This window comes from Alteromonas macleodii ATCC 27126, assembly GCF_000172635.2.
Classification (GTDB): Bacteria; Pseudomonadota; Gammaproteobacteria; order Enterobacterales; family Alteromonadaceae; genus Alteromonas; species Alteromonas macleodii.
The window spans coordinates 211551-237319 of record NC_018632.1; the positions used below are offsets into that span (position 1 = coordinate 211551).

Consider the following 25769-nt stretch of genomic DNA (forward strand, 5'->3'; position numbering starts at 1 on the left):
GTGTTTTCTCCGTGAGTAGGCTACGTTTTAACGTACTTTGCACTTAAATTACGTTTTTAGTATGTGCGGATCAAGCTTATTAACAATACTTTTACACATTTAACGTTATATTTTCGTGATTATTATTTGTAACTTTATGAAAAATATAGCGTTTCTGATTTAAGGTAAAAGGTGAAACGTTTACCTTGGATCCAATACTAGCACAAAATGACAATGTAATTACAATGTTATAAAAAATTTTTTTGTATAAAAAAAGTGCGGTCTATAGCCGCACTTTATTAACAATCAGAAAAATAAAGGAAAATTAGCTGCAGCGGATACGGTCTACGGCGGCTTTCCAACCATCATAGGCTTGATCACGTTCTTGCTTGGTCAATCTTGGAGTGAAAACGCTATCACTCTTCCAACAATGGGTTAAATCGTCGATTGAATTGAAGACACCAGCCTGTAATCCTGCTAAGAAGGCAGCACCAAGAGCGGTGGTTTCCGTAATTTCAGGGCGCTCTACTTCAGCGCCCAATATGTCTGAAAGAAAGCCCATAACCCAATCATTACGCGACATACCGCCGTCTACACGAATAGTTGTGGGGCGAGCGCCATCGCTTTCCATTGCTTTTTGCAGGTCCTTAGTCTGGTAGCAAACAGACTGAAGTCCCGCAGCAACGATTTCGCTAATGCCTGTGTCGCGGGTTAAACCTAAAATTGCGCCACGAGCATCTGGATCCCAATAAGGTGCGCCTAAACCAGTAAATGCCGGGACAAGGAACACGCCGTTATCTTGTCTTGCTCGCTGTGCAAGTGCCTCCGACTCGGCGGCATCGTCGATAAGCTTCAGGCCATCTCTGAGCCATTGAACGGTTGCGCCGGCCATAAAAATACTGCCTTCAAGCGCATAAGTCGTTTTGCCGTTTAAACGATACCCAACGGTGGTGAGTAATCGGTTTTTCGATTGCAAAGGGGCGTCACCAGTGTTCAATATCATAAAACAGCCGGTACCGTAGGTGCTCTTGGCCATGCCTTTTTCAAAGCACGCTTGGCCTACTAATGCTGCTTGCTGGTCGCCTGCTACGCCTTGGATAGGAATAGCTCTGCCTATGATGTCTTCTTTCGTTACACCAAAGTCAGCCGCACAATCCATCACCTCGGGTAGCATTGAGCGTGGGATATTGAATTTATTAAGTAATTTCTCATCCCAGCATTGGTTATTGATGTCGAACAGCATTGTACGCGAGGCATTGGTGGCATCAGTTTTGTGTGACTCACCACCCGTTAAGCGCCATATAAGGAACGTGTCTACGGTTCCAAACAGCAGCTCTCCGTCCTCGGCTTGCTGTCTTGCACCTTCTACATTGTCTAATATCCAAGCTACTTTTGTGGCAGAGAAATAAGGGTCTAACAGAAGCCCTGTCGATTCAGTAATGTGTGAGACGAGCTCTTCGTCTTCGCTTAAATCACGACAAAGCTGGGCTGTGCGTCTGTCTTGCCAAACGATAGCCGGATAGACAGGCTCGCCAGTGTTTTTATTCCACACTAAGGTTGTTTCGCGCTGGTTAGTGATACCAACGGCTGCGATATCTGATGGTGTTAATGAACATTTATTGAAAACTTCTTTGAGGGTAGAGACAACGCTTTCCCAAATTTCCTCTGGATCATGCTCAACCCAGCCATCTTTCGGATATTTTTGAGAGAATTCCTGCTGTGCAATAGCGTCTATACTGCCCTTTGGAGAAAAAATGATGCTGCGAGAGCTTGTTGTACCTTGGTCAATGGCAAGGATATGTTGTCCCATAAGGTCACTCCTGAAGATAGTTTTCATAGAGTTTGCATCATTTACACAGGATTAACAATGCTATATTTTCGAAAACGAACATTGGCGTTTCGTTTTGTTATGGGAACATTGAAGTTAAGCACGTATAATTGATGTGATTTTCTAATTCTGAGGACTCGCGATGAATCAAACGCAAAGACACGAAAAAATTGTTGGGCTTATAAAGCTACATGGTTTTATGTCTATTGACGATTTGGTCAGTGCTTGCGAAGTTACGCCGCAAACAATCCGCCGAGACCTTAACCAGCTTGCCGAAAACGGTGTGGTGAGCCGCTATCATGGTGGTGCTGGCCTAAACAGAAGTTGGGAAAACACGCCATATCAGGAAAGGAAAACCCAAAACAGCGAAGTCAAAGAGAAAATTGCTGAAGCAGTGGCTGCAATGATCCCCGACGGCGCATCGTTGTTCATTAATATCGGTACGACGACGGAAATGATTGCAACTAAGTTGCTCAACCACAAAAATCTTCACGTGGTAACCAACAATATTCACGTTGCTACCATTCTTTCGGCTAAAGAGGATTTCTCCGTCATAATTGCTGCCGGTGAAGTTCGCTATCGCGATGGCGGAATCATTGGCGAGGCAACCTGCGATTTTATAAGCCAGTTCCGCATGGATTACGGCATAATCGGTATCAGTGGTATTAGTTCGGACGGTGCACTACTTGACTTTGATTTCAGAGAAGTGAAAGTGTCCCAAGCCATTTTGGAACATACTCAACACGTTATATTAGCTGCGGATTACAGTAAGTTTGAACGCCGCGCAATGGTGGAGCAGGGGCACATTTCACAGGTTGATTGCTTGGTTTGTGATAAAACGCCGCCGCCCAGCATAAGCAAGATAATCGAAGAAAATAACATCACCTTTGTCAAAGCGTGACCATCTATTTACCATAGTTTTCCACTACTCTTAAACCTGTTCTCGGTTTTGCTCGCATTCTACTTTGTGGCAGCCTTCTTTAAACATTACGCACTGTTGCCGCAAGCGCTCTTACACACCACGTATTTTTCAATGTAAATCAGTCAAATATTGTTGCGATTGGATTTGTTTATTCCTTTTAATTACGAATTTTAACTTTCTTTAATGTTCGTAAATGTTCGTTTTGTGTTGACATGTTTTCTTTTTGCTTGTCAAATAGACAACCATATGAGGATATCCATATAAATACCACTAGAGGCAATGTATGAGTCAAAGCAATCAAACTGAACAGACAGTCGACGTTTTAGTCGTTGGCGGCGGTGTTAATGGCGTAGGCGTCGCGCTTGACGCTGCGGGACGCGGGCTTTCGGTTGCTTTGTGCGAGAAAGGCGACCTCGCAGGCGCAACGTCTTCTTCTAGCAGCAAATTGATTCATGGTGGGCTTAGGTATTTAGAACATTATGAATTTCGCCTAGTGAAAGAAGCGCTGGCAGAACGTGAAGTGTTGTTGAAGAAAGCGCCTCACATCATGTGGCCGCTACGTTTTCGTTTGCCTCACCAAAAGCATTTACGCCCTGCGTGGATGATACGAATTGGTTTATTCCTCTATGACTCATTGGCTAAGCGCAATATGTTACCGCGCTCACGTAAGCTAACGACCACCAGTGAAAGCCCGCTGGTTAGCGATATTTCAACGTGTTTTGAATACTCAGATGGTTGGGTAGATGACGCACGCTTAGTGGTACTAAATGCACTAGCTGCCCAAGATCAGGGGGCGAAGATATATACGCGTACTGAATGCGTTAAAGCTGAAAAGTTAGATAATTTGTGGAATGTGGAGCTTAAAACGTCTCAAGGGAAAACGTTTACAGTTAAGGCCAGGTCAATTGTCAATGCGGCTGGACCGTGGGCAGTATCGTTTCTAGATCGCTTGGTAAATATTCACAACCCCAATGCGATGCGCATGGTAAAGGGAAGTCACTTTGTCGTTCCCAAGCTATATAACTCTGATGAAGCGTACATTCTGCAAAATAAAGACGGGCGTATTGTATTCGTGATCCCTTACGAAGGTGATTTCTCACTTGTGGGCACGACAGACGAAGACTTTAAAGGTAATCCGTCTGACGCTGCAATTTCAAACGAAGAGACTGATTACTTAATTGACGTCGTAAACAACTACTTCAAGTCCAAGGTATCGCGCGAAGATATAGTCCATACTTACAGTGGCGTGCGCCCACTCTTAGAAGAGAAAAACGCGTCAGCACAAGAACTTACTCGGGACTATAAAGTAGAGCTTAAGGGTGAGGCTGGAAAGCCCGTATTACTGAATATCTTCGGCGGCAAGATTACAACCTATCGAAAGCTTTCAGAGCACGCGGTAGATAAACTTGTCTCATGTTTCCCGAAAGCGAAAAAAGCGTGGACCAAAGAAGTACCGCTACCAGGTGGTGCATTTGAAAGTCAAGAATCGCTAGTTGCTCAACTAACTTCCGAGTTTTCTTGGCTGGACAGCGCTATCGCTGAACGCTACGCAAGACAGTATGGCTTACTATGTTATAAGTTTCTTAAAGGTAAAGTGTCAGTAGATGCTATGGGGACTCATTTCGGGGCTGGTATGTATCAGGCAGAAGTTGATTACCTTATAGAGTGCGAGTGGGCTTGTTGTCTAGAAGACGTGATTTGGCGCAGAACAAAACATGGATTACGCTTGGACAAAGCACAACAGGAAGCGCTGTCTTCTTATATCTCAATGAAAGTTTATGGCGCAGTTCAATCGGATGAGCCTGTGGATGCTGTATTGGCAAGCGCGTAACCCGTGAAAGTTACGCATTAGAAGGAGCCATCTTTGCTTGAAAAGCAATAAGGTGGCTCAATCGCCATTGATTAGCTAGCCCAACAGGATAAAGTAGACGACTTAAAATGAACATGGACGTGATAAACAATACTTCCGTCAAGGAAGTCGTACTTATTAGACACGGTAAGCCTCTCTCGGCGCATAATGACAAAGTAAACTCAGCTCAATATGCTCAGTGGGTGCGTAACTATGATAAATCGATACTCGATCCAACAAGTCACCCAAAGCAGAAGACCCATATCGACGACAGCTACATTGTGGTTAGCCCGTTACTAAGGGCTAAATTGTCTGCGGCTTATTACGGCGCGACTCAAATTGATGAAGAGTTGCCCCATCTTAAAGAAATGGATATTCCTTACTACAAACTTCCGTTCACCTTGCGCAGTTGGCACTGGGTCGTCTTAAGCCGTGCATTATGGTTTATAGGATTTAAAGGTCGATTTGAAAGTTTCAAAGCTGCCAAGCAAAGGGTTAATCTTGTTTCCGAGCGTATTGAAAAACTGTGTGAGAAACACGAGCGGATAGTGCTATTCGGGCATGGTATGACTAACTATTACACCCGAAAATCACTCATAAAAAATGGCTGGCAATTAAAGCAAAAAGACGGTGATTTTTGGGGAATTACGATATTGCACAAGCCGTTGCCATAATGCTGAGTCTTCGTTTTTAACCAGAAATTCTTAAGGTTTATTTATACCTACTTCATTTTTTCTTCAAAATGTCGATAAAATAGAACAATGCCTAACAAGCGCTAACGACTTGAACAAAGGCATGGGGAATCGACAATGAATAAAACCAACAAAAAGAAACCTTCCACGTCTAATGTTTTTAAAGCGGCTATTGCAGCTATTTTTGCAATTACCCTTGGCGTTACTATCAACTTTCTTCATACCGACGAGCAAGACACCACAACAATCGCCTTTGCACTAAATCTAGATACGTTTAAGCGTCACGTCGTCTCGTCTCACTGGCAATGGCGAGTACGCCAACCCACTACTATGATAATGCTGATTCACTACAATGAGTCGGGCAAAGAAACGAACCGTACTCCGGTGCGAATGAATCACAACGGATGGCCGACCGCTGAGCTTTCTAGTGAAGGGTGTGAAAAAATATGGACGTCGCTAGTGGCGACACCACTGCGCGTGGACGGCTTTAAGATCCATGCAGACTATTACGCTGAACTTGAAGAGAACGAAGACAACTATTGGTGTCGCTTCAGCTTGAGCAGCGGCGCGTATTTCGACTATTTTCCTGCAAACGGAACAGTAACAAATTTAAGCGATTAAACTGGCCACATAAACGAACACGCACAATATAAGCCTATACTTATGTAGGTATTTGTTCTATTTAGATAATTAGTCTACTTTTGAGTTAATGCCATGTTACTCATTGGCGCCATAAGGTATTGTCGATTATAAGATAATACTCGGCATTAACGAATTAAGTAGATATATGCTTTCACGCTTATTTTCTTCGAAAAGTAACAAAACTAGCGTCACTGTAGGCGTATCGGTCTGTGCTTCTGAGCTACATATTGTGGCTATAGAGCGCAGTGGCGACGCTGTTTCACTTAATTCTGTTTCTTCAATTCCCTATGAACAGCATCAGCCTCTCAAGCAACAGCTATCGGCGGCGTTAAGCCCGTTTGCTAAGTCGACCTGTAATGTTTCTATAGTGCTTTCACAGGATATGTACCACATGGTACAGGTTGATAAGCCAGAAATGGCAGAAGAGGACATTACAACGGCGTTGCCGTGGACTCTCGGAGAGCTGGTTCCCTATGAATCAAGTAACATGGTTTTAGACTATGTCGATTACCCGGTTAAAAGTCGAACTGGCGGCCAAAAGATAGATGTGTTCGCTGCCGAAAAGTCCTCACTTGCTGCCGTCGCAGCGAGCATGGCAAAAAAGAAAGACAAGCAGCTTACACATATTCACACCAAAGAAGTGTTAGCAACTGAAATGGTGCCAAATGATGACTATGCGCGACTACTCATCATCCAAGAGCCCAACAGTGAACCGTTTTTAATGATAGTACGCTCTCAGGCTATCTGGTTGGCACGTCGCTTACGTGGATTTGTAAGCAAAGTTAATGAGCAGACAGACCTGTCACAGCTAAGTGATACATTGGGATTAGAAATTCAACGCTCAATGGATTTCTATGAGTCGCAACTTAAGCAGCCGCCTTTAAAAGAAATTCTGTTTAAAACTCAATTTGACAGCGTGCCAGTGATAGAACGGCTGAAGCCGTTTCAGCCCGCTGCTATGAATGTCTTTACTCCACAGCTTAATTTAGCCGATGTAGTTGAACCTGCCTGCCACTTTGCGTTAGCAAGTGCACTTGTTGCAGCGAGAGAGGTGGCATGAAAAGAACGATAAACCTCTATCAGGACTCCCTAAAACCAAAGAAAGAGCGGTTACCATTCTCGAAGGTACTTTGGCTTAATGGCGCGGCAATTGTTGTCATGTTGGTAGTGGTAATCGCGCTCAATATTACGTTGGGGGCGAAGCAGAAAAATTTAAATGAAATAACAAACGCAATTAGCCAATTGAATAGCGAAATTAAAACCTTAAGCGCTGCACTCGAGAAGAAACGAGACACCCAGTCGCTTCAGCAACAGCTTGAAAAGGTGAACGCCAAAATCGAAAACCGAAAACGTCTGTTGGCGTATCTCGATAGCGGAGAGTTGTCATTTGACGCAACAAAGTACGGCGAGGTGATGGACGACTTGGCTAATTTCCACAATCAGAACCTATGGCTGACGAGTATTGATATCGATACACAAACCATTCGCCTGTCAGGCCAAACCTTGGCGCCTTCATCTATACCTGTGTGGCTTAAAAAGTTGCAGCAGTCTCCGTTTTTCCAAGGTAAGTCATTTTCTTCAGTGCAGTTTGATGAAGTAGACGGCAAAGAAAACGTGAAACAATTCTTGATATCCACAGATTTTGAAGGAGACGCTGATGAATCAGTACCAGCAGCTCTCTGAGAAATTCTCCGCTCTTGAAAGCAGAGAAAAACAGCTAATTACATGGGTGAGTTTTGGTCTCATTATCTATCTATTCTTCTGGTTCGGTGTTTCGCCTGCACTTGATGACTTATCTGCAACCGATAAAGCAGTCATCAGAAAGGAGAGCGAGCACAAAGCATTGGTCATTCAAAGAGATGCTATTCAAGAAGCGCTAACCATCGATTATACAAAGCGCACGCAGCTAGAACTCGATAAGGCCAGAAAAGACCTACTATCAATTGATGAGGCACTACTTTCACTTAATGAAGGGTTTGTCGCAGCCGATCGAATGCCCGAGCTGCTTATGACGCTTCTAAACGAAGAAGACAACGTACGTTTAGTGAATTTTAAGGTCGAGCCTACCGAAACAGTACGCTTTGGTGACGGTGAGTCTCAAAGCACACCGTTTTACCGTCATAACATGCGCTTAATTATTGAGGGAAGTTACTTTGACCTGCGTAGCTACCTAGCGCGCCTTCAAGCCGCCCCTGAAAAAGTCGTAGTAACAGATTTTGCTTACAATGTTGAAGCTTACCCAAGTGCCACGTTAGCACTGGGGTTAGCAACGGTAAGCAATAATGAAACCTTTATCTCGCTGTAAGGAGAGAGTGTGAAACGGTTAAGAATTGTGGTCACAGCTTTAGCGATAGCAACATGCTTACCTGCAGTTGCGTCTGTCGACCCGACTAGGCCTGCAATCGCCAGTGCATCAGTGTCTAGCAATGATGAAGCTGTAGCAGGAGAGTTAGCACTTCAATCTATCTTTAAACGCAGTACAGGTTATAGCGCCATCATATCGGGTAAATCTTACCGCGTGGGCGATACACTTAACGAATACACCGTATCAAAAATTAACCCCAAGAACGTGGTTATCACTGACGGACGTCAGCAGAAAATACTAAGAATGTATGCATATGAAATTAAAAAATAGCCTCATTGTTAACACATTGGTTTTGTCTGCAGCGTTAGTTGTGGCAGGTTGCCAATCTTATGGTGTTGGCGAGGAAGTAAAACCTCATATTCGCGATGAACTAGCACGTTCTCAGAATACGACATCAAGTAAACCAACACCGCCCCCTCAGCTTAATCAAGAACTGCTGGCAGAGGTTGCCCGTTATCAAGCGTTACCGGCGCCAACATCACAGAAAATGTTTGCAGTTTCTGCTAACAATGTAGACGTGCGTCCGTTTTTCGATGCGTTAGTTGAAGACACACCCTACAGTGTCGCCGTTCATCCTGCTGTGTCAGGGCAAATTAGTTTAACGCTCAAAGAAGTGGCGTTAGAAGATGTGTTAACCATTATTTCGAGAATGTATCCGTTAGACGTGTTTTTGGAAGGGAAGGTAATTCAGGTTATGCCTTCTCAACTAAAGACGGAATCTATCCCGGTTAACTTTCTTATGATCAAGCGCTTCGGTGTATCTAACGTAAGCGTTATTGCCGGTGGGGTAAGTGAGCAAGACCAAAACAATGGTGGCAACAACGGTGGAATTAACGGCAATAACAACATTAGCGGGAACGCGCTAGGTGGTCAGGGTGGTTTTGGAGGCCAAGGCGGACTTGGCGGCAATAACATCCAACAGCTCAATGGCTCAAACATTCAGACCACCAGTGAAAACGACTTTTGGAGCGATTTAAAAGAGGCACTAAAAGTACTGGTCTCTCCAACAGAAGGTCGCCAAGTTGTGGTTTCACCCCAAGCAGGCTTAGTGACCGTTCGAGCATTGCCCAGCGAAATCGCAGTGGTGAAAGACTTTTTAAACCAAAGCCAAGAGAGCTTACAGCGACAGGTGGTATTAGAGGCGCGCATTATTGAAGTCACGCTAAACGACGGCTATCAGCAAGGCGTGCGCTGGGATCGCATTGCAAGCGGCTTGACGGGCAGTGTGAACTTTGGCTTCAGTGGCGGAGCTATAGCGTCAAACTTTGCTGCAAATACCGCTGCAGGTATAGATCCAGCCATTAATGCAGTTAATGGCATAGGGAACTCAATCTCTACAGATATTGGCGGCGTTTCTACTTTGAGAATTTCCCGAGGTGACTTTGACGGCGTTATCAATATGCTGCAAACCCAAGGTGATGTTCAGATGTTGAGTAACCCCAGAGTGACCGTCACTAACAACCAGAAAGCAGTGATTAAAGTGGGTCAGGACGAATACTTTGTCACCGATGTGTCGACCAGTGAAGATCAAAGCGCGACACAAACCGAAAACGAAAATGACATCGAACTTACCCCGTTTTTTTCAGGTATTGCCCTAGATGTTACCCCTCAAATTGATAGAAGCGGCTCGGTTATATTGCACGTTCACCCATCAGTAACGGAAACTGCAGAGCAGACTAAAGTCATTCAGGTGGGCGATCAGCAAATCTTGCTGCCACTGGCACAAAGTAATATCCGAGAGTCAGATACGGTAATTCGTGCCCGCGATGGAGAAATTGTCGTGATTGGCGGTTTGATGGAAACCGTTACCAGTGAGCAAGAATCAAAAACGCCTTTGTTGGGCGACATTCCATTCATTGGTAACGCGTTTAAAAACAAAGCCAAAACGCAGAGTAAGCGCGAGCTGGTGATCTTGATACGCCCATCAGTTGTGCAACCGGACACGTGGGAAAAACAACGTCTTCGCACTCAGTCATTACTTGATCAGTGGTATAGAAACTAATTATGTATCAGGGCTTTTTTCACTTCACAGATATGCCGTTTTCGCTTACCCCGAATACGGATTTCTTTTGTGCGCTTGCGCCACACAATGAAGCGTTGAAAGTCATTTTATCAGCATTGAGTATGTCTGAAGGCTTTATAAAAGTAACCGGTGAAGTCGGTACAGGTAAGACATTGTTATGCCGTAAATTAATTAATCATCTGTCTGATAAATTTGTAGCCTGCTATTTACCCAATCCATACCTTTCGCCTGATGAATTACGCCAAGCATTTGCGAAAGAGTTAGGTATTGTTACGGAAGGAAATAGTGATAATCAAGGCTTGCATAATGCAATAGAGACAAAGCTATTAGCCCTTAAAAAAGAGGGGCGACAAGCGGTATTAATCATTGACGAAGCGCAGTCGCTGAGTTGGGATGCTCTTGAGATGCTGCGTCTTTTTAGCAATTTGGAAACGGAAAAAAGTAAGCTGCTTCAAATTGTCTTGTTTGGACAGCCTGAACTTGATGACAACCTGGCAAACCCTAAAGTAAGACAAATCCGCCAGCGAATAAGTTTTTCCTACACTTTACGCACAATGACGTCAGCCGAAGTCGATTACTACATTGGTCACCGGTTGACGACAGCAGGTGGTGACGAGCAGTTGATATCTAGAGGACTGCGCGCATTTATAGCGTTGGTTACCAAGGGCACGCCTCGCTTGGTTAACATAGTTTGTCATAAGATTCTTTTGCGCGCATATGGTCAGGGTAAGGCGTCAGCGACTTGGTCACATACCCTAAGCGCCGTTTTCGATACACATGACTGTAAACGCAGACTTGTCCCAAGGCAGAGTCTTGTTATTTTGTCGCTTGCTGTGGTGGCAGTTGCAAGTGTACTACATGTATACGGCGCAGGTGGCATATGAGTATTTTGAATGACACCTTAAAGTCACTGGATGAACGCAATAAAAGTGAAGACTTTGGTTTGCCGCCAACCGTTGAAGTCAGTCAACGTCCAGTTTGGCCAAAAGCGCTCATGATCATCGCCGTTTTGGTGTTTGTAGTATGGTTAGTAATTACACTTTTATCTGGTACTTCCCATCGCGAAAAAAATGAAGATGGATTAAACACAACGGCCGTTTCAAGTGCCCCGAGCGTTAACAACCCGCCTGCTGAAAGTACAATATCAGAGCGCGTTGCCGATAGCACAGCAGATATAAATGCGCCGTCACAAGGAATGCAATCGACCCCGTTATCTGAAAGTGATATGGCGCTACAAAACCGTGCGTCAGATGTGGCTGAGTTGGTTTTCAATACCGTTGATGAGTCATTAGAAGATGATGAAGCTCAATACAGAAAAAGGGTTACAACTACGGCATCAGCAATCAGCACAGCTGATGAAGCGAAGGCGTCAAACGTCAATTACAGCGCAAACGCCAGTAGTCCTCAATCAGAACTGTCTGCGGCAAGCAAGGCACAACCCGCAAGCTCGAAAGCAGCAGAGCCTAAACCCACAAATATCATAACCAGAGAGCCTGTAGTTGAGGTAGCACCTAAGTCACCTGAACAACAAAGTGCTGTGCATTTAGAAGCAGGACTTAAAGCGTATAACTTTGGCATTTTTGATGAGGCTCAAAAAAGCTTCACGCTAGCACTGGCAACTTTTCCGCAAAATGACGAGGCGCGCAAGCAGCTAGCTGCACTTTATTTTGGACAAAACAATAATTTACAGGCACTGCAGGTACTTTCAGAGGGCATTGTGATCTCGCCTAGCGAATTAATTTGGCGAGAGCTAATGGCCAAAATTCTGGTGCAGGAAAGCCGCTTCGAAGAAGTATTGAATTTGATGCCTGATAGCTTGGATGCTAAAGCGTTAGCCGAAGGCCGTGCCGACTATCTAATTTTAAAGGGCACCTCTGCTCAAACCATCAATAAGTCAGATCAAGCGATATCAGCATTCAGCGCTATGACATCGCTACAGCCTAATAATGCGAAATGGTGGTTGGCACTAGGGGTGAATTATGACGCATTGGCAGATGAGCGCCTGGCGATATCATCTTATTCCAGGGCACTCGCCATTGGCGGGCTTTCCTCTGCATCTGCACAATATGCAAACTCGCGTCTAACTGATTTACAGGAGCAGCCTTAATGCGACCTCGATTAAAGATGCGCCTTGGCGACTTACTCGTTCACGAAAACATTATCTCCAGTGAGCAGCTTGACAATGCGCTTGCGGCGCAGCGAACGTCAGGCCGCAAACTAGGGGATACACTTATCGATTTGGGCTTTATCGGCGAACCCCAGCTTCTTCGCTTCTTGGCACAGCAGCTAAATATTCCTTTCTTGGATATAACACAGCGCCGTATAGACCCAGAGCAAGCTCAGCTTATCCCAGAGACTTACGCACGTCGCTATCGTGCCTTGGTGTTAGAAGCGGACGACGATGAAGTGCTACTGGGCATGAGCGACCCAACGGACTTGGGAGGCTTAGACCAACTCGGCCCGTTAGTCGCTCCTCGAACCATTGAGCTGGCTATCGTGCAAGAGAACCAAATGCTAGAGGCATTTGATTCTGTTTACCGCCGTACCCAGGACATTGCGTCGTTTGCTGAAAAACTAGGTGAAGAGTATGCAGACGAGGCTGATTTTGAGTTGTCAGCCCTTGATGACACCACCTCGGATGCCACGGTCGTTAAGCTACTTCACTCCATATTTGAAGATGCCGTTCAAGTTAGGGCATCAGATATTCACATCGAGCCCGATGAAAAAATCCTGCGCATTCGTCAACGTGTCGACGGCGTTTTGCAAGAAAACACGCTCAACCAAGTGAAAATAGCGTCGGCGCTGGTACTACGACTCAAACTCATGTCTAGCTTGGATATCTCTGAAAAGCGTATTCCACAAGACGGGCGATTTAATATTAAAGTAAAAGGACACACCTTAGATGTGCGTGTGTCGACCATGCCAGTGGCCAACGGAGAAGCGGTAGTTATGCGTTTATTAGACCAGTCTGCTGGCCTACTAACGCTAGACCAAACCGGTATGCCCGATGCTATGGCAGAGAAATTTAGAGCTGCCATTAATCGTCCCCACGGTATGATCCTGGTAACGGGGCCTACGGGTTCCGGTAAAACTACGACTCTGTATGGGGCACTTAGCGAACTCAATAAGCCTGACCTTAAAATCATAACGGCTGAAGACCCCATTGAATACCGTCTACCGCGAATCAACCAAGTTCAGGTTAATGCCAAAATTGGGCTGGACTTTGCCGCCATTCTTCGCACTACGTTACGTCAAGACCCCGACATTATCATGGTGGGGGAAATGCGTGACCAAGAAACCGTAGAGATTGGTCTTCGAGGTGCATTAACCGGCCACTTGGTATTAAGTACGCTTCACACCAACGACTCAGTAACCAGCGCTATTCGCCTTATCGATATGGGCGCGGCGCCGTATTTGGTTGCTACTTCATTACGAGGAGTGCTTGCACAGCGTCTGGTTCGTAGGGTGTGTGAAAACTGTAAAGAAGAAAAGCCTGCAACCGCCCAAGAACAAGCGTGGGTTGGCTTCTTGAAACCTGAATTAGCCACTGCCACCTTCTATAAAGGGCGCGGGTGCAACAGCTGTAATCACACAGGATACAAAGGCCGGATAGGCGTTTTTGAATTTCTGGAAATGAACGAGGACATGATGGAGGCCTTGCGTGAAGACGACACGCAGGGCTTCGTAGATGCGACTAAGGCGAATAAAGACTTTGTTCCTTTATCTCATATGGCACTGGACTACGCAGCTCAGGGCAAAACTTCTTTAGATGAAGTGTTCAAAGTCGCTGAATTCGTACCTGAAGTGGTGAATCACTAGTGCCACAGTTCAAGTACGCAGGTAAGTCAACGCAAGGCGGGCCTCAAAGAGGAGTTATAGAAGCCGCGTCAGCGCAAGCCGCAGCACAAGCCTTGCTGTCACAAAACATTGTGCCTCTTACCATTGTTGAATCAAAAAAACGCAGTGCAGAAAATGAAGGAGACGGCTTCGATATCACGCGTTTATTTCAACAAAAGGTGGGACTGGATGAAATGATCATTTTCTCCCGCCAAATGTACTCATTGCTAAAGGCCGGTATTCCCATTATTCGCGCCATTAAAGGCCTAAGCGAAAATGCATCGCATAAACGCTTTCAAGAGATTTTGAAAGATATTGCAGACCAGTTAGAGCAGGGACGAAGTCTGTCTTCTTCCATGGCTAAATATGAAAAGGTGTTTACGAGACTTACCATATCCGTGGTGGTGGTAGGTGAAAATACCGGTAAATTAGACGACGTATTCCTACAGCTTGCCCTCTATTTCGAACGTGAGCAAGAAACCCGCAAGCGCATCAAATCGGCGCTGCGCTATCCCACTTTTGTGTTAATTGCGCTAGCAATTGCCATGTTTATTTTGAATCTATTTGTTGTGCCAGTGTTCACCCAAATGTTTGAGCGCTTTGACACTGAACTTCCAATTATGACCCGCGTGTTAATTGGTACTTCCAATTTCTTTGTGAACTATTGGTGGCTGCTAATTATTGTGATTGTGGGAGGGATTTTCGCTGTTAAACAATACGTTAATTCGACTAATGGACGACTCAAATGGGACAAATTTAAACTAAAGTTGCCTGTCGTGGGCAGCATTATTGAGCGATCATTACTTTCAAGATATAGCCGAAGTTTTTCAATGATCTTACGTGCAGGCGTGCCGTTAACCGCAGGGCTTTCACTTACTGCCGACGCCGTTGACAACGCGCACATGCAAAAGCGCATTAAAGAAATGCGGCAAGGGATCGAAAAAGGCGAAAGTTTGCTTAGAGTTTCGAAAAATAGCGAACTGTTTTCTACACTTGTACTACAGATGATTGCAGTAGGTGAGGAGACGGGGCGACTTGAACCGTTGTTAGAAGAAAGTGCTGACTATTACGAACGTGAAGTCGACTTCGACTTGAAAAGTTTAACGGCCAAAATCGAACCTATTTTGATTGGTTTTGTTGCGGTAATGGTATTGATCCTGGCGCTTGGCATATTTACGCCAATGTGGAACATGATGTCGGCGGTGAAAGGCGGCTGATAAAGCGCTTTATAACTGGGGAAAAGCGTGGCAAGCACCAAAACGGGGTTACTTAATTTTGTTGTTATAGGCGTATTGCTTGCTGTTATTGGAACAACATACGTGTATTACGCGACACCAATTATTGATGAAGCGGAAAAGGTTAATAAAGAGAACGCGGTTGCACAGTTTCAGCGAGTGGTGATGTTAGCCAGGGCACAATGGATAAAGACTAAGCAAGATACTGTGCTTATTTACGAAACTGAGTTTGACGCTGGTGGCAAAGTTAAACAGCACAAAGATGTGGCGGCAGAGCTATACATTAATGAAAAAGGCTGGCCCGAAGGACTTGAAAAAGAACAGGGGAATGCGTGCGAATACATGCTGACACTTGCAACCTTAAGAGAAGGTGAAGCGCTGTCAACAGTGACTGTAAGCGACCAGTATGCAAACGGTCACTTACAATGTGCATTCTTTTGGGGAAAAGAGATTTGGTTTGAATATAACGCTGGTAGCGGCGTTGTCAGGCAAAGAAACAGTTGATTAAACGGCGGCACAATTCGCCTTTATCGTCATCAAGGAGATGTTATGAACACCAAACAACAAGGCTTTACGCTAATCGAGCTGATAATTGTTGTAATCATTCTAGGGTTGCTTGCGGCCACTGCATTACCACGCTTTATTGATGTTACTGATGAAGCTCGTGAAGCAAGTGTTGAAGGTGTTGCCGGTGGTTTTGCCGCAGCGGTAGGTCTTGTAAGAGCGCAGTGGGAAGTTGAAGGCCGTCCGAGCGGAAACAATGGAAATGGGAACGGCACTGTAATCACTTACGATCAAACGCAAGTAGGGGTAGACGGCACCATTGGTTACCCAACGGGAAGCTCTACAGGCAACACACTTATTTCTACCATTAACGACACTGAATGCAAAAACGTATTTGACCTAATTCTTCAGTCAGCACCAACAAACACAACGTCGACGAACGACACCGTTGTTGCTGATTTCAGATATGCCGTTCGTGAGGACGACTCAGGTGCAAATACACTTTGTGTTTACTACTTAGTTGAATCTATGGGTTTACCTAATAGCTCAGCACCGGCAGACGGAACGCCAGACGGTACAACGTACGACGGTTTCACTTACAACCCAGCCACCGGCCAGGTTACTGTTTTTTAATTAATACCTAGGAAGTTTAATTATGCAAAAAGTATCAACACAACAGGGTTTTACCCTAATCGAGTTAATCATTGTTATTGTACTGCTGGGTATTCTAGCGGTAACCGCAGCACCTAAGTTTTTGAACCTTCAAGATGATGCGCGTGACGCAACGCTTGAAGGAATTAAAGCCTCTCTTCAAACCTCGGCGTCGGTTGTTAATGGTAAAGCTTTGATCAACGACGTTTTGGGTACCACGGACACACCAGTAACGTTAGATGTTGGATCTGATAACGTGACTATTGTAAACGGATATCCAGAAGCGACTAATGCTAATATGGCTGCACTGCTTGATATTGAGTCTGCAGATTTTGGTACAGAAGAGATTTCAGCTTCGAACTCTGTGTTAGTTTATGCAACCGGATTCAGTGACTACTCTTCGACAGCACCTACAGAAACTGAGGCACCTTGTTCAGTAGAATACTTTAATTCTACTGGTGAAGGTGTACGCCCTGTAATTAAAGTCAACTCTTGCGTTCAGTAATGTGAAGAAAACCGGTTTTACATTAGTAGAACTTATCATAACCATATTGGTTATTGGGGTGCTGGCGGTAACCGCCGCACCTCGCTTTCTTGGTAACGATACGGAAGAAGCTATCGCCCTTCGCGATCGCACACTTCAAGTCGTTCGTAACATGCAGTTTCGTGCTATGCAAAATGTGCAAGACACTAGCTGTGTGAAAATAACCGCCACAATCATTGCCCCTCCCGCTGGCCACGATTGTGCAAACGCCCTTTCTACCGCTTTTGATGCCGATCAGGTAGTCGATGCATCAAGCACCGACTTTACTTTTCAAACGGCTGATGAAAATGGCGATAGCTTTTCTCAAATTCAGTTTGACGGGTTTGGCAGGCCGCGAAATATCGCGTGTTCAACGAATTGTAGAATTCAAATAAGTACCTTTGCCATGTGTTTACAAAGCGAAGGGGCAGTTTATGCGTGCTAGGGTTGTGTTGCCTGTACATAGAAAATGCGAGAACGGCTTTACCCTGCTAGAGCTGGTGATTGGCATTGTTGTATTTACGATTAGCCTAACCGTAGTACTGTCGCTTATTGTCCCGCAAGCTGAACAAACCGCAGAGCCATTTCGTCAGGTGAAAGCGGCGAAGCTAGGTCAGTCCTTAATGAATGATATTCTTAGTCGCTCTTATGATGAAAATAGTGACAGAAGCCCACCATTTGAAACCTGTAATGCCAAAGGAAACTGCTCAACAACACTAGGTCCAGAAGAAGCCAACGAAGACGACTACGACGACGTGGACGATTACAACGGGTACACAGTTAACGATGTGGGCGGAAACTATAGCAGTTTCGGTTTTACCGTAACGGTAGATTACGACAGTGACCTAAACGACAGTACGCCAACAGACGGCCTAACGTTTAAGCGTATTGATATCGCAGTTACGGCACCAGATGGCCAAGTTTACAATTTTAGCGCTTATCGAGGGAGCTATTAATGTCTCCACGACAAGCACAGCGACATCACGGTTTTACATTAATAGAACTTATTTTAGTGATCACTATTTTAGGTGTGATTAGCGTATCTGTAGCACAAGTGATTTCTTTAAGTGCACAAATCTATATAACCGGCGCAGAGCGTACCCGCCTTGTTTCAGATGCGCGCTTTATTATTTTGCGGCTCGAAAAAGAACTGCGTAATGTGGTGCCAAATTCTGTGTCATTCGATTCCAGTTTGGGGTGTCTTTCTTACTACCCTATTAAGGAGAGTGGCACCTATGTGGGCGACGCGTTTAATAATCCTATGCACGTAGTCGTGTTCAATAGTCAGTTGAGTAAGGACGAAACTCTTGTTATATACCCAACAAACCCGCAGAGCGTGAATGATAACGGGCGAATAATAGATGCTATTGCCGACGCTGCTTCCGATCCCACTAGCGATAATCAATATGACCTCACACTCAGTGCCCCTAATACACAATCTTCACCGGGAAAACGCTTCTTCATTCCTGAAGCGCAAGTAACCGTTTGTAGAACATCTTCCGTTCAAGGTGAACGCTTAATTAGGACGCAAGGTGCTACGTCGGGCGTCCTTGGTACTAATGTGGTTTCGTGGAGTGCGAATGTGGTCACTGCAGGGTTACGGCAAAATGGCTTAATCGAACTGCAAATGACATTACAAAGCAGTGACGATGAACAGATATCGGTTGTACACGAGGTGCATTTCCCTAATGTGCCATAGTAAAACACGCCAACAAAAAAAGTATCGTATAGGCCAACGTCCTGTCGGGTTGTCTGGTTCTCCTGCGCGCCAACAAGGCTCAACCACTATAGTAGCAATTATCATTAGTATCGTACTTTTAGGTCTTGGTATTGCGCTGTCTAATCAAATCTCATCGAATATTCGCCAGCAATCCATTGAATATTATGGCGCTCGTGCTTACTTAGCGGCGCAAAGTGGGATGGAAGTCGCTATTTCTAGGCTAATTAACGGCGATAATCCGGCGTGCACAGTCATAACACAGCCGGTAGTTATAAGTGTAGTCAACATGCAGAATTGTACGATTACGCTATCTTGTGAGGTGGAAACTGAAGTCGATGAGCCTGAAGTTGCCGCTGGTGAAATAAGGGTTTATGCGTTAGGGGCCGAAGCGCAGTGCAGTACCGGCCAGCTCGAAACCTCAAAACGCGTTCTTGTTGAAGTAAGGCAGGAAGAATAATGACATACTGTAATTCTGTTGCTCGACTCTTTTTGATTTGTGCCTTGTTTATACAAGCGTTAGCTGTGCAAGCCGTTCCTCAAATCGAAGGCAGGTTCATCGAGCTTCAAAACACCTACAATAAAGCAGAGTGGACAACCATTAGCTTTTCACAGGTATACGACGAGCCGCCAGCGGTGTTTATGCTGTCTACTAATCAGGGGGGCAACCCTGCCATTGTCAAAATTCGCAATGTAACCCGCACAGGTTTTGAAGCTTTGCCCCTTGAGCCTTCCGGAGAAGATGGTCCGCATATCACGATGGGAGGCCATTACTTAGCCATTGCTTACGGCGTTCACGAATTTCCGAATGGGGATATTGTTGAAGTAGGAAAAATGGAGCTGGATGCTACAACCATCCAAGCCTCTACTAGTTCCCCTTGGTACATTCCAATAGGGACATTAGTTCCCGGAACAGAAGATGCTCGATACGCACAGGTGCCTCTGCAAACTAACTTTGGTGAAAAACCTGTATTTTTTCACTCCATTCAAACTGTCAATAACCAAGTGGATGTAAATGGGAAAAAGCCTCCCAATGAGCATTTGCTTCCATTTTTAACTATTGCGGCTAAATACGAAGCGCCGTCATATTACATAGCACTGGAAGCATCAGAAACCGATTTTGAGCCCGTCACACGTCCCGAAACGGTTGCTTATATGGCAACAACTGAAGGGTTCGACCGCAGGTTCTTTGATGACAACGGTGTAGAGGTGGTCTGGGAGGCAGACTTTGCGGACGTGCGCATTCAGGGATGGGACGATGGTTGTTTTCAAAATAGCTTTAAAAATAAATACACACAAACGCCGCTAGTTGCCGCGAGTAAAATTAGCCGCAACGGAGGCGATGGTGGCTGGCTGCGCAGTTGTGGTGTGAGCAAAACAAAATTGGGCCTTCGCGTAGATGAAGACCGAAGTATGGACTCAGAACGTAATCATACCGAAGAAGACGCTAGTATTCTGGCTATGACATCAGAGTTTGTGTTTAGTGGTGAAATTCCTAGCTGCGACGTTGCATTCCCGGGTGCGGTGGCAGCATTTGGTGGTGCGCCTATTAACCTACCCGCTTTCAGTCGCATTATTGATGAAAATGGTGGTGTGCTTAGTGCCACACAACTAGTGGCTGGGGGAACAGCTGGGAATGCGGACTATCCAAAATGTGGAGAACCAGGCGTCGACTGTACAGTGAACAATACAGACTCACTAACTGCATCACAGGCCAGAGCTATACCAACCCTCACAGTTAATGATAGCAGTGAAGACTTAACCCCTGGTAATTTGGCCGGCGATTATTTTTATAGTCGGCTGAATGTGCTTATGGCGGCAGGAAACTATAACGTTGTTGCACCGACTAGAATCTACATTGCCGATCCTGGTACCAATCCACCGGGGCAACCAACACGCTTCGTTATGGCTAATGCTAATGTCACCATTGCAGATGGAGCCTACCTAGCGATTTATGTAGACGGTGATGTGGTTATTGACGGTTCAAACCCGAGGGCGTTGGTTATTGCCAAAGGGAAGGTCACGTTAGCTAATGTGGGTGACGAAACTATCGTCGGCCGCTTCAATGCAGGAGGAGGCGTTGAGTCTGTTTCTTCAACAACGGCAAATCTACCAGCTCCCCTCAGCGTAACAGCTAATGAAGTACCAAATAATATTCCTGGCATATGTGGACGTGAGGTTATAGAAGTATTAAATCACTACCGGTATGAACTTGCCGACAATAAAGGTAGTAGCTGCGCGGCAAAAGAAGTAACACTGAAAGCCTGCGCAGATGTAAATTGCGACCTCATTTACTCTCAACCCTCTACGGTTAACCTATCCCCGCAAAATAGCAACAATTTCCGATGGACTGGAAGCGATATCGTGTCGTTTACTGGGCAAATCTCTTTAGCTATCGATAGCCTAAAGGGGCAAGACACAAAGCTTGCAACGTTAGGTGAGACGCCATCGTCTCAGCTGCGCTGTTTCATTGGCGGAAAAGAAGTGGGTATAGAAGGCTGCAAGATAAACTTTGAAGATGATGGCCTGGTATTTAAAAACCTTTCTGACAACAACACAACCATCGTCACCCAGCTATCAGGCAAGCCTTCTGACGAAGGTTTCAATAGTAAAAATTATGCCGTTGAGGCCTGTGGTAATTCAGAATTCTTGAAAAACAAAATTGTTGATGTCGACCTCAACTACAATTGCTCAAGCTCTAGCAACTGTTCAAACAAGTTAGCCCTGACAAATAACGGTAATACTTATCAGATTGGACTATCACCACAGACATTTTCTCTGCAGTTTGATACTAATTCGCGAGCGGAATTTACGTTGCGGTATCCGGACGCGGGTGAGCTTTCGCTGTCAGGAACAATTACTGATAGAGCCGCACTAACAGGTTCATCAAACATCTTTAAAGTTCGTCCATTCGGTTTCGCAATGGATGTCTTAAATGACGCTGGCACCAGTTTCAACCCAAACGGGTATGCAATCAATCCGAATGGCTCACTGCTAAAGCGTACGGGAGAAAACTTTGTGCTAGGTCTTCGTACTGTGCAATGGGTTGATGGTGAAGACAATAATGACGATGGGATACCAGATAACTTTGCAGACTTAGCAAATAATAATACGGCCGAACATTATTCAGGTAGTGTCAACCTCACTCCTCAGCAATTGCTACCAGTAAGCGGCTCTGCAGGTTCGTTAAGTATCACAAGCGTCAATTTTGAAGACGAGGGTAAAGTTAATCAAGCTTTAAATTATGACGAAGTTGGCATCATATCCATTGTCGCTCAAGGTACCTATTTGACAGACTCTACGGTGTTGGGCCAATTAAATAATGTGGGACGATTTGCGCCATCAAATTTTTCGCTAACAGGAAATGTGGTGGCGGCATGTACTACCAGTAATGCGTTCAACTACTTCGGTCAACCTATAAGTGAAGTGAGCTTCTCGCTAACCGCACTTAACCAAAATGGCAGCCGCACCACAAACTACTACGATGGTTTTGATAAGCTAACCAGTCTCGGTTTGCAGGTTGAGCATGACGGCAATTTGCTAAACCGTTTGGAAAATATCAACTCGATAGGCTGGCCTCAAAGCGGAGCGACAGGACAAATTACTTTCTCTGATAATGACATTGCATTTAGCCGCTTAGGTAGCGCAACACTGGACGGGGCATATATCGATGCCGCTGTCGTGCTGGTGGCAGACCAAGCACAAATTGAGGGCGCAAACTTCAATGGACTTTCTTGCTCCGGTCAGTGCGTTGATGATTTTGGTGATTCAATCAGCTTCGCCTATGGTCGTGCTACGTTAATAAATAACTACGGTGCAGCCGACGAAGCGCTTTTGTTACCGCTTCGCACCCAATATTGGGATGGAAATAATTGGCGAATTAATAAGTATGACAGTTGTACGGCTTATGATCACGACAACGTGAATGACGAATCTGGTGAATTGGTTTCTTCGGGGGAAGAGTCGTTAAGTGAAGGAGCCTATAGAGATAGTGACGGAATACGCCTGTCATCACCAAACGGTGCTGGCAATTACCCTGTTAGTTATACGCCTGACGCTTGGCTATTGTGGGATTGGGATGGAGATGACGAAGCTGATAATCCCCCAAACGCAACGCTTACATATGGTGTGTATCGAGGAAACGACAATATCATTTACAAGCGCGAGCAAATCAATAATTAGCAAAGAAGGTTATCCGGTTTGGTCTTAACGCTAGCTGCGTAGCACACTGTAGTGGCGCCAACATAAAGAGATGTAAATTATTAGCAAATTGTTTTTGAACCTTCTAATTTTCGCAGGGTCACTATGTGGGTCTAATTTTAAAATTATTTGGAAACGCGTGTGTGGTATCCCTTCATGGGTAAAGCGCTAAAACTACTAAGCAAAAATGCAGTTATTTCGTCACTTAATTACAGCATTACTTGCCCAAAATAGCCCCCATTGTTAAAGTGTGCGAATAAATATCGACTTCACGTTAAAGCGTCGCCATCTCACCTTTGCAAATACGCGTTAACACAGAAACAGGAATACACTCTTCATGTTTAAAAAGCTTCGAGGCATGTTCTCTAACGATCTGTCCATCGACCTCGGAACAGCTAATACGCTGATTTATGTAAAAGACCAAGGTATTGTTCTAAACGAGCCTTCAGTAGTAGCTATTCGTCAAGAGCGCGCAGCAGGACCAAAAAGTGTTGCAGCAGTAGGTGCAGAAGCTAAGCGAATGCTTGGTCGTACGCCGGGTAATATACGTGCAATTCGTCCGATGAAAGACGGTGTTATTGCCGACTTTTACGTCACTGAAAAAATGCTTCAGCACTTTATTAAACAAGTGCATGACAATAATTTCTTGCGCCCAAGTCCTCGTGTATTAGTGTGTGTTCCTTGTGGTTCAACACAAGTAGAGCGCCGCGCAATTAAAGAATCTGCACTGGGTGCAGGTGCCCGCGAAGTTTATCTTATCGACGAGCCAATGGCGGCTGCTATTGGTGCGGGTTTACCTGTATCAGAAGCAACAGGTTCAATGGTGGTCGATATTGGTGGTGGTACAACAGAAGTTGCCATTATCTCACTTAACGGCGTAGTTTATTCATCATCCGTTCGTATTGGTGGTGACAAGTTTGATGAAGCTATTATCAACTACATTCGTCGTAACTTCGGTTCACTAATTGGTGAAGCAACCGCTGAACGCATCAAGCATGAAATAGGTGCTGCCTACCCAGGTGAAGAAGTGCGCGAAATTGAAGTGCGCGGTCGCAACCTAGCAGAAGGCGTACCTCGCGGGTTCACGCTAAACTCAAACGAAATTCTTGAAGCGCTTCAAGAACCACTAACCGGCATTGTTTCAGCAGTTATGGTGGCGCTAGAACAGTCTCCACCAGAGCTTGCTTCAGACATTTCTGAGCGCGGTATGGTACTTACCGGTGGTGGCGCGTTACTTAAAGACTTAGATAGATTGCTAATGGAAGAAACGGGCATTCCAGTTGTTATTGCTGATGATCCGCTTACTTGTGTAGCACGCGGCGGTGGTAAGGCATTCGATATGATTGACCTTCACGGTGGCGACCTGTTTAGCTACGAATAAACAGGAAAGGCAACCGTAAGGTTGCCTTATTTGTATCATGGATACTATATTTACCCGCGGCCCTTCGTTAAATAACAGGCTTACACTGGCGCTTGTGCTGTCGGTGATTCTGATATTTGTCGACCATAAGCTAGACGGTTTCAAATCAACGCGGGTTTATCTCAACTCATTAATGAGCCCACTTCAGTATTTAGCAAACCTTCCCGGTTTAATGCTAAATGAAAGTGCCCAGCGCTTTACCTCTCAAGAACAATTGCTGGCCGAAAACCAGAAACTTAATAATCAGCTGTTGCTAATGAGCGAAAAGCTCCAGCAGTTCGATGTAATTGCAAAAGAAAATGCGCAATTACGAGAGTTACTACAGGCACCTATTCGGGTTTCTTCTCGAAAAATGGTTGCTGAGTTAATGGCGGTGGATAAAAACCCGTACAGCCAGCAGGTGGTTATCAACAAGGGGGCGATAGACGGCGTATATCTGTCTCAGCCAGTTATTGATGATAAGGGCATAGTGGGTCAGGTAATGGAAGTTGGGTCTACAAACAGCCGTGTATTATTGATTGCCGACGTTACCCACGCTATTCCTGTGCGATCTCTTCGAAACGATATTCGCTTTATCGCAACCGGAAGCGGCGCACTAAACGAGCTGTATCTAGAGCATGTTCCTCATAGTGTCGATATTCAAGAAGGTGACACATTAATTTCGTCTGGCTTAGGAAAAGTCTTTCCAGAAGGCTACCCTGTGGCAAGAGTGTCACAAGTCGTCCGAGATGAAAGCCGCCCTTTTGCTCGTGTTATTGTCACACCTTTAGCAAACCTAGACAGGCTTCGACACCTATTGCTGTTATGGCACACGCCTGAGTCAGAGAATGAGTCTGATGCTAACTCAACTGACGACACTGATAAGCCAGCTGTAAACGAGGAAGAATCTTCAGATGCGTAAACGTAACCTCGTTATATGGATTAGTCTGTTAGTTGCTCTGGTACTGCAAATTGTTCCACTGCCCATTCAAGTAGATGTGTACCGCCCTGACTGGGTGCTGGTTGTATTAGCATATTGGAGCATGGCGTTGCCCCACAGAGTGAATGTGGGTGTAGCCTTCTTAACGGGCGTAGCCATGGATGTATTGGTAGGAACGACCTTAGGTATTCATAGCCTTGGGTTGAGTATTTGCGTATACATATTAGCGGCTAACTACCAACGGTTGCGTAATTATTCTGTTTGGCAGCAAGCCATTATTATCGGTCTACTATCGGCGCTATACCACTTACTTACATTTTGGGTGCAGCATCTACTGACAGATATTTATTTCCAAGTCGATTACCTGTGGCCAGTGATAACGTCAATGGTGTTGTGGCCGTGGGTATTTTGGCTGCTTCGACGCACGCGCAGACAGTTTTCAATTTCGTAACCCGAACACGTT

At 45.2% G+C, this 25769-nt stretch carries 25 protein-coding genes; 24 read left to right on the top strand and 1 reads right to left on the bottom strand.

All coding sequences use genetic code 11. The features are described from left to right. Positions 1–304 precede the first annotated feature (304 nt). The gene (glpK, locus tag MASE_RS00935; protein ID WP_014947887.1) at positions 305–1789 is read right to left on the bottom strand and encodes a glycerol kinase GlpK; all 1485 of its coding nucleotides are present in this window, start codon (positions 1787–1789) and stop codon (positions 305–307) included. Positions 1790–1949: 160 nt separating this feature from the next. On the opposite strand from glpK, the gene MASE_RS00940 reads away from it, so the two are divergent. The 24 genes from MASE_RS00940 to mreD all read left to right on the top strand — a co-directional run bounded on the left by MASE_RS00940 (position 1950) and on the right by mreD (position 25757). Then, complete coding sequence (locus MASE_RS00940) at positions 1950–2708, top strand: DeoR/GlpR family transcriptional regulator (RefSeq protein ID WP_014947888.1); 759 nt, start codon at positions 1950–1952, stop codon at positions 2706–2708. A gap of 304 nt (positions 2709–3012) precedes the next feature. Continuing rightward, positions 3013–4560 carry a glycerol-3-phosphate dehydrogenase gene (glpD, locus tag MASE_RS00945; protein WP_014947889.1) on the top strand — a complete coding sequence of 516 codons (1548 nt, stop codon included), beginning with the start codon at positions 3013–3015 and terminating at the stop codon, positions 4558–4560. Positions 4561–4667: 107 nt separating this feature from the next. Next, entirely contained in the window at positions 4668–5252 is a 585-nt protein-coding gene (locus tag MASE_RS00950) for a phosphoglycerate mutase family protein (RefSeq protein WP_014947890.1), read from the top strand. 135 nt (positions 5253–5387) lie between these two features. Continuing rightward, positions 5388–5891 (top strand): hypothetical protein, encoded by a 504-nt coding sequence (locus tag MASE_RS00955; RefSeq protein WP_014947891.1) that lies wholly within the window; start codon positions 5388–5390, stop codon positions 5889–5891. 166 nt (positions 5892–6057) lie between these two features. Then, the gene (locus tag MASE_RS00960) at positions 6058–6972 is read left to right on the top strand and encodes a hypothetical protein (RefSeq protein ID WP_014947892.1); all 915 of its coding nucleotides are present in this window, start codon (positions 6058–6060) and stop codon (positions 6970–6972) included. Next, positions 6969–7595 carry a PilN domain-containing protein gene (locus MASE_RS00965; protein WP_014947893.1) on the top strand — a complete coding sequence of 209 codons (627 nt, stop codon included), beginning with the start codon at positions 6969–6971 and terminating at the stop codon, positions 7593–7595. Before MASE_RS00960 ends, MASE_RS00965 begins: the two co-directional genes overlap by 4 nt. Further along, the gene (locus MASE_RS00970) at positions 7570–8217 is read left to right on the top strand and encodes an agglutinin biogenesis protein MshJ (RefSeq protein WP_014947894.1); all 648 of its coding nucleotides are present in this window, start codon (positions 7570–7572) and stop codon (positions 8215–8217) included. Before MASE_RS00965 ends, MASE_RS00970 begins: the two co-directional genes overlap by 26 nt. 9 nt (positions 8218–8226) lie before the next feature. Beyond that, complete coding sequence (locus MASE_RS00975; protein ID WP_014947895.1) at positions 8227–8547, top strand: agglutinin biogenesis protein MshK; 321 nt, start codon at positions 8227–8229, stop codon at positions 8545–8547. Further along, positions 8531–10279 carry a pilus (MSHA type) biogenesis protein MshL gene (gene mshL / locus MASE_RS00980; RefSeq protein ID WP_014947896.1) on the top strand — a complete coding sequence of 583 codons (1749 nt, stop codon included), beginning with the start codon at positions 8531–8533 and terminating at the stop codon, positions 10277–10279. The genes MASE_RS00975 and mshL overlap by 17 nt, the downstream gene beginning before the upstream one ends. Before the next feature lie 2 nt (positions 10280–10281). Continuing rightward, the gene (locus tag MASE_RS00985; protein WP_014947897.1) at positions 10282–11184 is read left to right on the top strand and encodes an ExeA family protein; all 903 of its coding nucleotides are present in this window, start codon (positions 10282–10284) and stop codon (positions 11182–11184) included. Continuing rightward, complete coding sequence (locus tag MASE_RS00990; protein WP_014947898.1) at positions 11181–12407, top strand: tetratricopeptide repeat protein; 1227 nt, start codon at positions 11181–11183, stop codon at positions 12405–12407. The genes MASE_RS00985 and MASE_RS00990 overlap by 4 nt, the downstream gene beginning before the upstream one ends. Further along, complete coding sequence (locus MASE_RS00995; RefSeq protein WP_014947899.1) at positions 12407–14119, top strand: GspE/PulE family protein; 1713 nt, start codon at positions 12407–12409, stop codon at positions 14117–14119. Before MASE_RS00990 ends, MASE_RS00995 begins: the two co-directional genes overlap by 1 nt. After that, positions 14119–15354, top strand: a complete 1236-nt coding sequence (locus MASE_RS01000; protein WP_014947900.1) for a type II secretion system F family protein — start codon at positions 14119–14121, stop codon at positions 15352–15354. Before MASE_RS00995 ends, MASE_RS01000 begins: the two co-directional genes overlap by 1 nt. Before the next feature lie 27 nt (positions 15355–15381). Then, positions 15382–15876, top strand: a complete 495-nt coding sequence (locus MASE_RS01005; RefSeq protein WP_014947901.1) for a hypothetical protein — start codon at positions 15382–15384, stop codon at positions 15874–15876. A gap of 45 nt (positions 15877–15921) precedes the next feature. After that, positions 15922–16509, top strand: a complete 588-nt coding sequence (locus MASE_RS01010; protein ID WP_014947902.1) for a prepilin-type N-terminal cleavage/methylation domain-containing protein — start codon at positions 15922–15924, stop codon at positions 16507–16509. A gap of 22 nt (positions 16510–16531) precedes the next feature. Continuing rightward, complete coding sequence (locus tag MASE_RS01015; RefSeq protein WP_014947903.1) at positions 16532–17032, top strand: type II secretion system protein; 501 nt, start codon at positions 16532–16534, stop codon at positions 17030–17032. A gap of 1 nt (position 17033) precedes the next feature. Next, positions 17034–17495: a type II secretion system protein gene (locus tag MASE_RS01020; RefSeq protein WP_014947904.1), complete on the top strand. Its 462-nt coding sequence runs from the start codon at positions 17034–17036 to the stop codon at positions 17493–17495. Beyond that, complete coding sequence (locus MASE_RS01025) at positions 17485–18006, top strand: type IV pilus modification PilV family protein (RefSeq protein WP_014947905.1); 522 nt, start codon at positions 17485–17487, stop codon at positions 18004–18006. The genes MASE_RS01020 and MASE_RS01025 overlap by 11 nt, the downstream gene beginning before the upstream one ends. Continuing rightward, positions 18006–18749, top strand: coding sequence for a PulJ/GspJ family protein (locus tag MASE_RS01030; protein WP_014947906.1), 744 nt, complete (start codon positions 18006–18008; stop codon positions 18747–18749). The genes MASE_RS01025 and MASE_RS01030 overlap by 1 nt, the downstream gene beginning before the upstream one ends. Then, a complete protein-coding gene (locus tag MASE_RS01035) occupies positions 18739–19227 on the top strand; it encodes a pilus assembly PilX family protein (protein WP_014947907.1) in 489 nt (162 codons plus the stop codon). The genes MASE_RS01030 and MASE_RS01035 overlap by 11 nt, the downstream gene beginning before the upstream one ends. Then, complete coding sequence (locus tag MASE_RS01040) at positions 19227–22949, top strand: H-type lectin domain-containing protein (RefSeq protein ID WP_014947908.1); 3723 nt, start codon at positions 19227–19229, stop codon at positions 22947–22949. The genes MASE_RS01035 and MASE_RS01040 overlap by 1 nt, the downstream gene beginning before the upstream one ends. A gap of 355 nt (positions 22950–23304) precedes the next feature. Then, complete coding sequence (locus MASE_RS01045) at positions 23305–24348, top strand: rod shape-determining protein (protein ID WP_014947909.1); 1044 nt, start codon at positions 23305–23307, stop codon at positions 24346–24348. A 37-nt stretch (positions 24349–24385) separates the two neighbouring features. Next, the gene (gene mreC, locus MASE_RS01050; RefSeq protein WP_014947910.1) at positions 24386–25288 is read left to right on the top strand and encodes a rod shape-determining protein MreC; all 903 of its coding nucleotides are present in this window, start codon (positions 24386–24388) and stop codon (positions 25286–25288) included. Continuing rightward, positions 25281–25757 (top strand): rod shape-determining protein MreD, encoded by a 477-nt coding sequence (mreD, locus tag MASE_RS01055; RefSeq protein ID WP_014947911.1) that lies wholly within the window; start codon positions 25281–25283, stop codon positions 25755–25757. The genes mreC and mreD overlap by 8 nt, the downstream gene beginning before the upstream one ends. Positions 25758–25769 lie beyond the last annotated feature (12 nt).

What these genes read in the sequence shown, in the direction of transcription:
- glpK (WP_014947887.1), bottom strand. Translation starts at nt 1,789, where the DNA reads ATGGGACAACATATCCTTGCCATTGACCAAGGTACAACAAGCTCTCGC.
- MASE_RS00940 (WP_014947888.1), top strand. Translation starts at nt 1,950, where the DNA reads ATGAATCAAACGCAAAGACACGAAAAAATTGTTGGGCTTATAAAGCTA.
- glpD (WP_014947889.1), top strand. Translation starts at nt 3,013, where the DNA reads ATGAGTCAAAGCAATCAAACTGAACAGACAGTCGACGTTTTAGTCGTT.
- MASE_RS00950 (WP_014947890.1), top strand. Translation starts at nt 4,668, where the DNA reads ATGAACATGGACGTGATAAACAATACTTCCGTCAAGGAAGTCGTACTT.
- MASE_RS00955 (WP_014947891.1), top strand. Translation starts at nt 5,388, where the DNA reads ATGAATAAAACCAACAAAAAGAAACCTTCCACGTCTAATGTTTTTAAA.
- MASE_RS00960 (WP_014947892.1), top strand. Translation starts at nt 6,058, where the DNA reads ATGCTTTCACGCTTATTTTCTTCGAAAAGTAACAAAACTAGCGTCACT.
- MASE_RS00965 (WP_014947893.1), top strand. Translation starts at nt 6,969, where the DNA reads ATGAAAAGAACGATAAACCTCTATCAGGACTCCCTAAAACCAAAGAAA.
- MASE_RS00970 (WP_014947894.1), top strand. Translation starts at nt 7,570, where the DNA reads ATGAATCAGTACCAGCAGCTCTCTGAGAAATTCTCCGCTCTTGAAAGC.
- mshL (WP_014947896.1), top strand. Translation starts at nt 8,531, where the DNA reads ATGAAATTAAAAAATAGCCTCATTGTTAACACATTGGTTTTGTCTGCA.
- MASE_RS00985 (WP_014947897.1), top strand. Translation starts at nt 10,282, where the DNA reads ATGTATCAGGGCTTTTTTCACTTCACAGATATGCCGTTTTCGCTTACC.
- MASE_RS00990 (WP_014947898.1), top strand. Translation starts at nt 11,181, where the DNA reads ATGAGTATTTTGAATGACACCTTAAAGTCACTGGATGAACGCAATAAA.
- MASE_RS00995 (WP_014947899.1), top strand. Translation starts at nt 12,407, where the DNA reads ATGCGACCTCGATTAAAGATGCGCCTTGGCGACTTACTCGTTCACGAA.
- MASE_RS01010 (WP_014947902.1), top strand. Translation starts at nt 15,922, where the DNA reads ATGAACACCAAACAACAAGGCTTTACGCTAATCGAGCTGATAATTGTT.
- MASE_RS01015 (WP_014947903.1), top strand. Translation starts at nt 16,532, where the DNA reads ATGCAAAAAGTATCAACACAACAGGGTTTTACCCTAATCGAGTTAATC.
- MASE_RS01025 (WP_014947905.1), top strand. Translation starts at nt 17,485, where the DNA reads ATGCGTGCTAGGGTTGTGTTGCCTGTACATAGAAAATGCGAGAACGGC.
- MASE_RS01030 (WP_014947906.1), top strand. Translation starts at nt 18,006, where the DNA reads ATGTCTCCACGACAAGCACAGCGACATCACGGTTTTACATTAATAGAA.
- MASE_RS01035 (WP_014947907.1), top strand. Translation starts at nt 18,739, where the DNA reads ATGTGCCATAGTAAAACACGCCAACAAAAAAAGTATCGTATAGGCCAA.
- MASE_RS01040 (WP_014947908.1), top strand. Translation starts at nt 19,227, where the DNA reads ATGACATACTGTAATTCTGTTGCTCGACTCTTTTTGATTTGTGCCTTG.
- MASE_RS01045 (WP_014947909.1), top strand. Translation starts at nt 23,305, where the DNA reads ATGTTTAAAAAGCTTCGAGGCATGTTCTCTAACGATCTGTCCATCGAC.
- mreC (WP_014947910.1), top strand. Translation starts at nt 24,386, where the DNA reads ATGGATACTATATTTACCCGCGGCCCTTCGTTAAATAACAGGCTTACA.
- mreD (WP_014947911.1), top strand. Translation starts at nt 25,281, where the DNA reads ATGCGTAAACGTAACCTCGTTATATGGATTAGTCTGTTAGTTGCTCTG.